The 11,852-nt window shown below is 42.9% G+C and carries 10 protein-coding genes and 2 pseudogenes; 6 read left to right on the top strand and 6 right to left on the bottom strand.

Features of this window, described 5'->3' with window-relative positions; genetic code table 11:
* Positions 1 to 273: 273 nt before the first annotated feature.
* The 3 genes and pseudogenes from ACEYV4_RS06795 to ACEYV4_RS06785 all read left to right on the top strand — a co-directional run.
* Positions 274 to 1,155: pseudogene (locus ACEYV4_RS06795) on the top strand (gluconate:H+ symporter); the annotation flags it as partial.
* A gap of 39 nt (positions 1,156 to 1,194) precedes the next feature.
* The gene (locus ACEYV4_RS06790; RefSeq protein WP_373842585.1) at positions 1,195 to 1,962 is read left to right on the top strand and encodes an SDR family oxidoreductase; all 768 of its coding nucleotides are present in this window, start codon (positions 1,195 to 1,197) and stop codon (positions 1,960 to 1,962) included.
* Positions 1,963 to 2,009: 47 nt separating this feature from the next.
* Positions 2,010 to 3,011: a LacI family DNA-binding transcriptional regulator gene (locus tag ACEYV4_RS06785; RefSeq protein ID WP_373842584.1), complete on the top strand. Its 1,002-nt coding sequence runs from the start codon at positions 2,010 to 2,012 to the stop codon at positions 3,009 to 3,011.
* 282 nt (positions 3,012 to 3,293) lie between these two features.
* On the opposite strand, the pseudogene ACEYV4_RS06780 reads toward ACEYV4_RS06785, so the two are convergent.
* The 6 genes and pseudogenes from ACEYV4_RS06780 to ACEYV4_RS06755 form a co-directional block, all read right to left on the bottom strand.
* Positions 3,294 to 4,237 (bottom strand): annotated as a pseudogene (locus ACEYV4_RS06780) (L-lactate dehydrogenase).
* Positions 4,238 to 4,279: 42 nt separating this feature from the next.
* Positions 4,280 to 5,089: a 2-keto-4-pentenoate hydratase gene (locus tag ACEYV4_RS06775; RefSeq protein WP_373842583.1), complete on the bottom strand. Its 810-nt coding sequence runs from the start codon at positions 5,087 to 5,089 to the stop codon at positions 4,280 to 4,282.
* Positions 5,090 to 5,896: 807 nt separating this feature from the next.
* Positions 5,897 to 6,007 carry a hypothetical protein gene (locus ACEYV4_RS06770; protein ID WP_373842582.1) on the bottom strand — a complete coding sequence of 37 codons (111 nt, stop codon included), beginning with the start codon at positions 6,005 to 6,007 and terminating at the stop codon, positions 5,897 to 5,899.
* A 45-nt stretch (positions 6,008 to 6,052) separates the two neighbouring features.
* Positions 6,053 to 6,586, bottom strand: a complete 534-nt coding sequence (locus tag ACEYV4_RS06765; protein ID WP_373842581.1) for a KxYKxGKxW signal peptide domain-containing protein — start codon at positions 6,584 to 6,586, stop codon at positions 6,053 to 6,055.
* Positions 6,587 to 7,254: 668 nt separating this feature from the next.
* The gene (locus tag ACEYV4_RS06760) at positions 7,255 to 8,472 is read right to left on the bottom strand and encodes an MFS transporter (RefSeq protein WP_373842580.1); all 1,218 of its coding nucleotides are present in this window, start codon (positions 8,470 to 8,472) and stop codon (positions 7,255 to 7,257) included.
* A gap of 62 nt (positions 8,473 to 8,534) precedes the next feature.
* Positions 8,535 to 9,905: a DHA2 family efflux MFS transporter permease subunit gene (locus ACEYV4_RS06755; protein WP_373842579.1), complete on the bottom strand. Its 1,371-nt coding sequence runs from the start codon at positions 9,903 to 9,905 to the stop codon at positions 8,535 to 8,537.
* A gap of 134 nt (positions 9,906 to 10,039) precedes the next feature.
* Here ACEYV4_RS06755 and ACEYV4_RS06750 point away from each other — a divergent pair, with 134 nt between their 5' ends.
* The 3 genes from ACEYV4_RS06750 to ACEYV4_RS06740 form a co-directional block, all read left to right on the top strand.
* The gene (locus tag ACEYV4_RS06750) at positions 10,040 to 10,894 is read left to right on the top strand and encodes a metallophosphoesterase (protein ID WP_373842578.1); all 855 of its coding nucleotides are present in this window, start codon (positions 10,040 to 10,042) and stop codon (positions 10,892 to 10,894) included.
* A gap of 121 nt (positions 10,895 to 11,015) precedes the next feature.
* Entirely contained in the window at positions 11,016 to 11,285 is a 270-nt protein-coding gene (rpsN, locus tag ACEYV4_RS06745) for a 30S ribosomal protein S14 (RefSeq protein WP_373842577.1), read from the top strand.
* 113 nt (positions 11,286 to 11,398) lie between these two features.
* On the top strand, positions 11,399 to 11,852 hold a 454-nt coding region (locus ACEYV4_RS06740), incomplete at its 3' end, for an FIVAR domain-containing protein (RefSeq protein WP_373842576.1).

Genomic DNA, 11,852 nt, shown 5'->3' with positions numbered 1-11,852 from the left:
TCTTTCATCCTTTCTGCAATTATTTCATTTATTACTGCTCTTTGGGAACAACAACCGAAACAATTAAACTAAGTTAGGAGGGATTTTGTGGTCTGGCTTCGAGATATAATACGAATAATTCTTATCGCCAATACAATTTTGGCCTTCTACATTGTCTTTCACAGACGACGTTCAGTTTCTACAACTTGGGCATATCGGAGCTAGTACATTGCATAAATGGATTAAGCTGTTTACTGGGACTGGGGAGTTTGGCCGTGGCTCTGGTAATTTTGCCATGCATTTTTACCACCACATCCAGCGCCAACAGCTGTTGCAGGTGTGTTTAATGCAAGCATTGGTCAAGTATTGTTGCTAGGTATTATCGCTGCGATACCAACGATTATTATCGCTGGTCCAATTTTTAATATGGTACTCAAGAAGGTTTATCCAAGTGCCTATCATAAAGAGACACCAAATGTCTTTGGTGAATTTAAGACATTTGAAATTGAAGAGACACCTGGATTTAGTATCAGTATTTTAACTTCAATGATGCCAGTTATCTTAATTGGGATAGCAACTATCTTAGATCCATTTTTGAACAAGCATTCAATTATTGGCCAAATCATTGGCTTTATTGGTAGCCCTGACATGGCGATGCTTCTGTCGCTGCTCTTTGCATTATTTACAATGGGCATTTTGCGTGGTATTAAAATGTCAGAAATTGGTAATACATTGACGGAATCGATTAAGCAAATTGCCATGATGCTACTAATTATTGGTGGTGGTGGTGCTCTAAAGGAAGTATTGATTGAAGGTGGTATTTCAGATTATGTTTCGGCATTATTTGCCCATACATCAATGTCACCAATCATTGCTGCTTGGTTAATTACCGCTGTACTACGTGTCAGCTTGGGATCTTCAACAGTTTCAGGAATTACAGCGGCGGGATTGATTGCGCCATTGGTTGCTAGTTCTACTGTTAACCCAGCCTTAATTGTATTGGCAATTGGTGCGGGTTCAGTGTTCGCTGACCATGTTAATGATGCTGGTTTCTGGATGATCAAAGAATACTTTGGCCTTTCATTAAAGGAAACGTTACTTTCTTGGACGACTTTAACTTCTGTTCTAGCACTGGCTGGATTAGGAAGCGTCTATGCAATTTCATTATTCATTTAATATCTAATTTTCATTTATGGTTTGTGAGGAGGAATTTCCATGTTTGATCTGAATAGTTTTTCTTTGAAGGGGGAAAATGCCATTATTACTGGTGGGGCTGCTGGCTTAGGCGAGTATTATACTAAGGCAATGCTGACAGTTGGTGCTAACGTTCAAGTTGTTAGCTTAAGTGATAAAAATTGGGACAAGATGCAGGCATTTGCTGATCAGAAACCGGGTAACATTTACTTTTTAAAACAAGATGTCACCGCAAATGATGCTCCACAGAAAATTGTGCAAGAAGCCTTAAACAACTTTGGCAGAATTGATATTTTAGTCAATAATGCTGGTATGCAATTGCGTAACAAGTGGCAAGACTTTAAAGATGAGGATTGGCACAAGGTCATTAACCTCAACTTGAATGCGGTATATTATTTATCACATGCTGTGGCTAAAGAGATGGCTAAGCAACATTCTGGGAAAATTATTAATATTGGTTCTATGCAGTCATACCGTGCTGGTAAATTTATTTTTCCATACACTGCTAGCAAGCATGGCGTTGTGGGGTTAACAAAAGCCTATGCAGATGCTCTCGCTCCAGAAAATATTCAGGTTAATGCAATTGCACCAGGATATATTAATACGCCGATGATTAAAGCACTTCAAGAAGATCCTGCCCGAAGTAAAGAAATCTTAAACCACATTCCTGCCGGTCATTGGGCTGATCCTGCTGAATTAATGGGGGTAGTAGTTTTCTTGGCTAGTGCAGCCTCTAATTACATTACTGGAACCACAATTCCTGTTGATGGCGGCTACTTGTTAAGATAACTGTTATAATAGAAAAGTTATCTTAATTTAGAGGAGTGGAAGGTTCATTGAGAGCGACTAAGATTTCGCAAGTTGCCAAGGCAGCTGGTGTTTCCCAAACCACCATTTCACGATATTTGAATGGTAAGTACTCAAAGATGAGTGAGAAAACAAGGCAAAAAGTTGCCCGAACTATCAAAGAGCTTAATTATGTGCCAACTGCATCTGCTCGCCAATTAAGGCAGAGTAGCAGTCATGTAGTGGGACTCTTAGTTGGGGATGTTGCTAATACATTCTCTTGCTTGCTAGCAAAGGGAATTGATGATGTTTTAAAACCAGCTGGTTATGATATTGTAATGATGAATACTAATAATTTGCTGGATGTTGAGCAACGTTCTTTACAACGATTGTTTGAACTACAAGCGGATGGAATCTTAATTCAACCAGATTCTATTAACTATTCTTCCTTTGCAGCTTGTCGGCAGCGGGATGTTCCTTTGGTATTAATTGATCGAGAGGTTAAAGACCAACCGCAAGATATCGGGAAAGTAACCAGTGCTAACCAAGACGCTTGTTATCACCTTGGCCGTATTTTAAAACAAAAGGGTTATCAAAATATTCTAACCGTTTCCGCACACTTTGCTGAAGCATCGGGTCAAATTCCGCGAATAGCTGGTTTGAAAATGGCAGCAGAAGACTTTGACTTGCTGTACTACAATATTGAAACAAAGGGCGAGAGCGACAAATGGCTTCAACGAGAATTAATCAAGGCAATTCACAGATTGCGTGGCAAAACCGCTGTTATTTCCTTGATGGGTCCGGTCTTATTTAAAATATTAGATATTTTTCGTCAATTTAACATTCATTTTCCTGAAGATGTTGGCCTAATTAGCTTTGACGATTGGGATTGGTCAAAATACGTTCAAAATGGCATTTATCTCTTAAAACAGGATGTAGAATTAATGGGAAGAATCGCCGCTCGAAAATTGCTTAATCAGATTAAAGGTAAGACTACCCAAAGCGACCTCACAATATTACCCGTTGAATTTGTTAAGAAACCATCGATATAGTTAGAATTTTTTAGATTAATTAGTTTATGGTATTTGTGTAAAAACAAATGCCTATTAAAGATAGCATTTACTAGTTCAATCAAAAATTCCGTATAATTTTCTATGGAAGGAAGTTTTGTTGAACACCTATTTATTGCTGACTATTACTAACTTTAATCAATAAAAGACGCCTTGCAAAATCTTGAAATGATTCTGCAGGGCGTCTTGCATATTTTCTAAGGACGGCCTGCCTGAAGGAACTATCCTTAGTTTTCAATATAAAGGGGAGATTTTTTTAATTAATTATGCCTTTAGCTGGGCTGCTCGTTTTTCTTCGGCCTTAAAACGACTCTTGATGTAGTTAGCGGAGGTTTCTAATTTTTTCTTTTCAGCTGGTGTCAGGTCGAGGTGCAACTGTTCAACAACCCCATCATGACAACAACCGCTGGGTATGATAAGTAGGTTCCGTATTCCTGCCGGTAGTTGGAAACCGGCATCACGGTCCGCGAGTCGTTCAGAAGTGCATTCGTTAATCGGACTGCCGCGGTGGCAACCCCGTAGTTAGTATATTTTTTGCCCTTATAAACTAGGTAACCACCCTGACGTGCCCGTTCTTCCATCCCGGCCAAATCAAGATTACGTTCATGAACTAAATCAAGAACTGGCTTACCTAGCACTCGAACTGTTGACCAGGCCGTGAATTGAGAATTGCCATGCTCACCGAGGTTGAAACCTTCCACGGATCGAGAATCAACATGCAGGGCTTCTCCAACACAGGCTCGCATTCGGGCGGAGTCTAGCAAGGTTCCCGTCCCCAACACATGGTTCTTTGGCAGACCGGTTAGCTTTTGATACATCGAGGTGATGACGTCACATGGATTGGTGACATCGACTAATTTGCCATGGAAACCATTATCAACCAGTTGTTTGGCTACCAATGGTACCTGAGTACGGGTGAACTTGAATTCAGCAAAGCGGTCGTGATCAGGTGTATCAACCAGTTTCGACTTTCCCAAAGTAGAGACAACCACCTCACAGTCAGCAAGCTGAGAATAATCGTTAACAGTTAGGTTTGTATGGTAGGGCAGGTTGGCCATCGCGTCACGGAGGTCGAGGGCGTCGGCACGAACCTTGCTTTCATTCGTATCATACAGTGCTAAATCATCGGTAAATCCGGCGGCAACGAGATAGTGTGCGACCGTGGCGCCAACGTGGCCCATTCCAACAACTGCTACTTTTCTAGTCATAAGCAATCCTTCCTCTCTTAATTCTCTGTTCTCTTAATTTAGTTAATCCGTGACGTTGACCGTAACTTTGCCGAAGCCATGGTCAAATTGAGCTTCCCACTTGCCCTTAGTCAGGTGCGGTGGGAGAAGGAAGGTGCCGGACGAAATCAGCTGACCGGTACGGAAGACCTTGCCTTGATCGGCGAGTTTACTGACTAGCCAGGCCAGTGACTTGAACGGGTTGCCTAGGACCTCACTCGACTTACCGCTTTTTTCTTTTTTACCATCGTGGTAAAGAGTTACATTGACCGTCGCTGCCTCCGCTACATTAGCAAAGGCCACATCTGCTGGTCGTTCCGTCCCGTAGACAACGTAGCCGCCGACTGCGCAGTCGCTCATGACATTGTACTTACTCAAATCAGGGAACCAGTCGGCAAAGCGGCTATCGGGTAGTTCCAAGGTGCCACAAACAGTTGTCTTGTGCAGTAAATCTTCAAAACTGTCATCTGGTTTGAGATCTTCCTTAGCCCGGAAACCCAGTTCGACTTCCAAAAGTGGCGCCATTGTTTGTTCTTTCAGTGAGAGCAGGGCTGGTGACGGTAGAAAATGAGAGTCAACCTGCTGACCATAAAGAGGGCTGTCGGAATCAAACATATCTTGAGTCTGCTTACTGGTCAAGGAAACTTTGTAGCCACTGGTCGGCAATTTCTTCAATTCTGCGAAGCGGTCCTGAACTGCGTAGGCGGTATCGTCATCGGTGACGACCCCGTCCCAATCGGTCATCGTCAATGGCTGCTTGCTTTGGTAAGCTTTATATAGTGCCTGGGCGAATGCTTCTTGCTTTGAATTTAAGGTAACGTTTTGCTCTGTCATAAGTATTTCCTCCTCTGGATGCTCAGCCGCCGTTACCTCTTAGTGGGGAATTCTCCCGTTAATCGTTAACTACGACCAAGCATTTGTCATTTGCTTTCTTTAATCTTTCTCTAATTTTACTAATGCCTGTAATATTGCTGTCTGACATATTCATCACCACCTTTAATGAAATAAAAAAGCGCCCTCACCAACTCCCATTTTGGGAATTGAAAAGGACGCTTGTTGTGTGGTACCACCTTTCTTCACGACATCAAGAATGTCGCCTTAACCAACAGTCACTGCTTGTGGCAATTAGCCGGCACGATAATGGGTGCTACCAGTACATTCTACTAGAAATTACGTTCGACATACGACTCACGAGTGATTAGGAAAAGGATACTCGTCTACCGGTTCTCACCAACCACCGACTCTCTGCAACGGGGTAAACCATCCATTCTCGATCAACGTCTTTGTTTTGTTTGAATTGATTATCAGTAGGTTAGCACCTGATTATGAGAAATGCAACGATATTTATTAAAATTGCATGAGAATATTATAAAATTAACTGGTCAAGGATAAAACAACCAGTAAGAAGGGCAAAAATACATAATAATATTAAGGAAATTTTCATCTACTGACTACTTGTTGTTTGTAGTACATCAATTCAACTTTTACTCATATTTTTCCAAATTTTACTGAAAGATAATTGATGCTAAACATAATTCGCAAATAAACATAATTCGCAAATGTCATGAATATTGGGTATAGATAACCGTCCATAAGACTTTTAGTTTAAGTTTTCATTGGGATAATTAAATCTTCAGTAAATTAATTTATCCATGTTCCAGCTTCGTTACCAGAATTGTTACCAGGCTTCCAGGCTCCTGATGGGTCAAGGTAATAATTCTTACCATTAATACTATGCCAACTAGTTAGCATCCAAGCGTTATTCTAATCGAAATACCAATTACTGTTGATCTTTTGCTAGCCAGTTAGTGCCCATGCATTATTGTTGTCAAAGTAGAACCAGTTACCGGCACCAGACTTAAACCAGCCAGTTTGTGCGTAACCGGCGTTATTGAAGTAATACCAGTTATTGTTAATGTTTTGCCATTGGTTATAAATCCAGTTACCTTGGTTATCGGTCTGTGACCAACCTTGGGCATAACGAACCCATTGATTGCCGGCGTTAGCCTTTGGCTGTGAAACGGTTAATGAGTTGTTAGTTTGTTGCATTTTGGTTGTTGTATTTGCCTGCTGTGCTTGACCTTGTTGTGAAGCTTGCTGTTGTAAGCTCTGGCTTTGTTGATTTAAACTAGTTGCAGCTTCTTGCTGTTTGATATTTTGTTGTGACTGCTGAGTTGTTTCGACGTTAACTACGGGTGTTGTGGTTGACGTTGAATCAGCATGAATGCTATTTGCAGTTAGGCCACTCATCAATGTAACGGCGGCAATCGTAATCGTTGCCGTTAGCCAATTTTTGCCGGCTTTATATAATTTTTTGTGCTCTTTAGTCAATGCCCCCCAACCTATATTTAACCCTATAGTATTTTCACCTTTGGGGAGCACTAAGAAATATGTTTTTCAGCTAACAAACATAAATTTCAGTGGATGAATATCATTTTGTGCTTAAATGTTGTATGATAGCCTTTAGTCTATTTACTGGGGGAGTTCTGAAAAACAATGGGGATATTAAAACTATTAACCAAAAAGGAATATTTTATATGTCCAAATTGTCATGAACATTATGAATTCAGCCCTTTTCGTGCTAAACGATTTATTCGAAAATTTGGTCATTTAAGGTGCTATTATTGCAGAACTAAACTGAAAAAGTTATCAGATAAATAGTTTCTAGAAAAAATTGAATATCCAAGAAACAAGCAGCTTATGTCCAATATTTGATATAAGCTGCTTGATGAGGTTTAAAATCATAAGAAAAAGTCACGTGTATCCTGCTACCAATACACGTGACTTTCTTGCTAACATAGAAGAATCTTTAATTATGATGAAGTACGAGAGTTCCTCTGTCAGCAATTGATAATTATACAATACTATTAGACGTTTTCAAGCATTTTGATTAGGGGCGTTCTTGATCGACAAAATCTAAAATAACGTGGTTATGAGAGATTAAGATTAGCCCTATCATTAAGATGAATATGAGCGGGCAAAGCAACGATATGTTTATACTAAGCCCGCTTCTTGATTCTTACCGACCAAACCAGGATCAGATTGACCAGCAAGGTTAATCCGGTCACGGCGAAGACCATCTGATAAGAAGATAGTCCCGAAATTGTCGAACCTAGCAAAGACCCTAGAACGGCTCCACCGGCTTGGAAAGACTGATTCAGGCTGAAAATTCGTCCGAAAGCTTCGGTTGGTACATCGAGCGTTAACACCGTTTGGGCGGCTGGCATCAAGGCGGCATTGGCTAGGCCCAACAAGAACCGCCAGAAAGCCAGTGACCAGGGTGAATGGGTAAAGGTCATTGGGACAAAGAGGACAACAGCCACTGTCAGTCCGATCCGGAGAATTCGTTCCGGACCAATCTGGTCCATCTTGTGACCAACCTTGGAAGCAGCAATTAGGGTTCCCAGGCCTGGTGCAGCGGCAACTACCCCGGCAACAAAAGCGACATTACCATGGTTATGCATCAATGACCGAACGTAGAGACTGATGATCGGACTGATTGACATCGTGGAGGCGGTGACGATCATGGTAGTCAAGAACATTACGAAAATTAATCTTGGATTGGTTAATTCGTGAATGATTTTCCCGAGAGGCTTCATAGCAGCTTTTTGAATTGGCTTAAAGTGCTCGACTGTCAGTAACCAGGTTGAGAGGAAGACAATGAACATTAAACCACCAGTGATGAAGAAAGGAATCCGGTAACCAAATGCCCCGGATAAGGCACCCCCGAGCAGCGGCCCAACCAGGTTGCCGGCCACTCCAGCCGTGGACATGGCAGCCATGACCCAGCCGGAACGACTATGTGGTGTTTCACCAGCAATCATCGCAATGGCGTTATTGATGTAACCAGAAAAGACTCCTTGAAGGAAGCGCATCCCGATGATCATCCACACGTCTTGGGAGAAACCGGTGATGAAGATCGTGCAGGCCATTACTCCCGAGGCTCGCATGCACATCAGTTTTCGTCCCTTTCGATCGGCGAGACTGCCCCAGAACGGGGAAACGATTGCCTGACTGATGAAGGTGACGGCAAAAGCCAATCCAGAATAGAAGTTTAGTTGAAAGTGGCTATAGTGGCCGAGCTCATTGATGAAAAGCGAGATAAAAGGCATTGTCATTGAATAGCCCATCCCGGTGATAAAGGCACCTAGCCAGAGAGTATAAAAAGTGCGGTGCCAGCCGTGCGGAAATTTGTCGGCAGCAACTGCTGAATCCATTAAGAAAAGCCTCCTTATAATAGGAATAACGTTACTAACTATATCGTTATTGGTAAGAAAAGTTAACGGTTTTGCTTGCTAAGCGCTAAGTAATGGAAGAAAGTGACCAACATTAATAAAACGAGCAATACGGTTACCCACATGGCGATCTGGATCCCGTTAGTTAACGATGCCGGAATTCCAGAAATGACCACTACCATCGTGACCGAAACAGCACCGAAAACCTGGCGAAGGGTGTTGTTCAGGGCAGTTCCGTGACTGTTCTCTGCCGGGGATAACTGGCGAAAGGCTTCGGACAAAGCTGGACTGAAGACGAAGGCGTTGCCAATCATCCGGATAGCATAGGCAATCGTCAAAACCGGCAGGGATGAACCTTTTGAAATGGTGACTAGAGGAATAGAAGCTACTAACATCATGATGCCACCGGCGATGATCAGCCATTTTGGTCCATACTGGTCATAGAGTCGGCCGACGACTGAAGCAGTAACGGCATTACAGAGCGCTCCTGGTAAAAGAATTAGTCCAGAGATGAAGGAACCGGTGTGGAGAACATTTTCTGTAAAGATCGGCAGGAGCTGTTCAGTCCCTAATAAGAGCATGAACGCAAAAATACCGACCAGGGTCATCAAGCGAAAGGATGAGTACTTAAATATTTGGACCTTAAGCATTGGATTCTTTAGGTGGAGCTGCCGCTTAACAAAAATGGCGATAATTGCTAGTCCACTGACTAACATGGCTAAGCCAGCCCAGAGGTTCTCTTGGAAGACGGTTAGGCATCCCAGGGTGAGGGCTGAACCAATTAAAGAAATGATGACGGAGAGATAGTCGATCTTGATATTGCGTGGCTTTGAAAAGTTGGCTAACTTAAAGTACCCAATGATGAAGATAACTACCATTAATGGAAGAACCAGGATAAAAAGCCACCGCCAAGGAAGGACCTGGAGAATGAAACCGGCAAGGGTTGGACCTAGCGCTGGGCCGGCCGAAATGACCAGGCTGGAAAGCCCTAGGATCGATCCCCGTTTCTCAATTGGGTAGATCGAAATCATCGTGGTCATCTGAAACGACATCAACATTCCTCCCGCGCAGGCCTGGATCAGTCGGGCAAGCAGCAGGGTCGCAAAGTTAGTCGCAAAACAGCCGAGCAGGGTTCCAACGATGAAAGTACCAATTGTGCCAAGAAAGACATGGCGGTTAGTGAACTTGTCGTACATATTAGACGACAAAGGCGTGACGATCCCGATAATTAGAGTATAGCCGGTGGTTAGCCACTGCGTAGTATTCAATGAAACGTGTAGGTCGTTAGAGATAACTGGCAGGGCGGTGACCATCATCGTCTGGCTGGCTAGGCTGACAAAAGCCGCCACCAGCAGGATGATGGTAATGATTCGTCGGGTGTGTAGTGAAATATTGACTGAATTTGTTGTCGTCATGGTAAGGTCCTTTCGCATTAATGAAACTGTTGTCTAGTCTAGCACTGGGCAAACGCTTACCGTCAAGGACGATTTAGGTGGCAAGGGCGATAAAATTTGCTATGATAAAGAAGTGATAAGAAGGGGGAATGACGTTGAAAAAGAAAATTGCGGTTTTTTCAGATGTTCATGGTAATTTAAGCGCCATGCGGGCAATGTATCAGGATAGTTTGGACCAGGGGGTAGATGAGTATTGGTTCATTGGTGATCTCTTAATGCCGGGTCCGAGTGTCAATGGCATTTGGTATCTGTTGCAGAAGATGGCCCCGACAATCAAAGTCCGGGGAAACTGGGATGACTTGGTAGTGGTCGGTGCCCAGGGTAAGATGGATACGGCCAAGCCTTCGCACACCTACTTTGGCCGCCTTGCCCAGTATGTTGCTGACCATGCCGAACCAGGACTGATTGATGAATTGGCCAGTTGGCCGCTACGGGTAACCCGTCAGGTCGGTGGACTAAACTTTGGCATCTCCCATAACTTACCAAATCTCAATATGGGGCATGCCCTGTTTCCAACCAATGATTCGGCCAACTTTGACCAGCTTTTCCAGGTGAAAAACGGTCAGGCACCCATTGACGTGGCCATTTATGCTCACGTTCACCATGATCTTCTACGTTATTCAACCGATGAACGCTTAGTCCTCAATCCAGGTGCGGTCGGTGAGCCTTTCAATCATTGGCCAGGCCTGCACAAAGACTTACGTGCTCATTATCTGATTTTGGAAATTGATGACCTAGGCTTAGCTTCAACTGATTTTCGCCATGTTGCCTATGATCGGGGCCAAGAAAAGCAAGCGGCCACGAGTGAATTGCCATATTGGAAGCTTTACCAGAAGATGATGGCTACCGGAAATGCTTATACCCATGATGATGACCTATTAGCTGCCCAGGACCACCAATATGGCTATAGCAAGCAATACCAGTCCTTTAAAGAGAGGCTAAATCACTAAGCCTTTTACTTGTTAAAAGTTAGGAAAACTGCAATAATGTAAATGAATTGATGAGTGCAAATGTTGATTATGTTGTTGTAGTTGACGATCAAATTATAGACAAAAGGAGAAATAGTTATACATGGCAAAAAAGTCTAAGATTGCTAAGTTACATCATCAAGAAGCACTGGTAAAAAAATATGCTGCTAAACGGAGAGCATTAAAGGTCAAGGGTGATTACATTGCCCTGTCTAAGCTGCCCCGCAATTCTAGTCCGGTACGCCTGCATAACCGTGACCGTTATGATGGACGACCGCATGCTTATATGCGCAAGTTTGGAATGTCACGGATTAATTTTCGGAATCTGGCACACAAAGGTGAGATTCCTGGCGTTCGCAAGGCTAGCTGGTAAAATAAATAATTTTATAAAGATTTCGGCAATTTGTCGGAATCTTTTTTATTTTTATAACTAATAACTGCTATACTAAACGTGTAGTAGTAAAAACGGAAATTAGGTGAAAATAAATGAGCGCTAAAACAGATTTTGCAAAGTTAGGGAAGCTGGTCACCGAGAGTAAGACGGTTCACCAGTCTTATCGATACCAAAACGCCAGTAAACATAGCCGGAATATCTATGACCAGGCAATTGCAATGGGCCAAAGCGTCTTAAATGACCAGTCTGATCCTAAGATGTATCCAGAAATCATGGCAGGCTTGGCAATCCAAACGATTAATAATGCTAAGCGGACTTTGGATGGCAAGGTTGATCACCGGCCTACAATAACTGCCCAGCTTGACCGATTAGGACAGTTCATTCATAGTCAGGAGTTTGCTGGCTTACCCTTTGATGACCAGCAAGACTGGCGCCAGCTAATGCACCAGGCTAATCAGCTTAAGGCCCATGCCGATGAGCATGAGGAAGAGTTAACAAAACTAGCTCAGCAGATTGCCCATAAGTTTAGTGAGCAGTCGACTCAAC

The sequence above is a fragment of the Limosilactobacillus sp. genome, from assembly GCF_041859915.1.
Lineage (GTDB): Bacteria > Bacillota > Bacilli > Lactobacillales > Lactobacillaceae > Limosilactobacillus.
The sequence above is the reverse complement of the archived record's forward strand: the minus strand, read 5'-3'. Positions and strand labels throughout refer to the sequence as shown.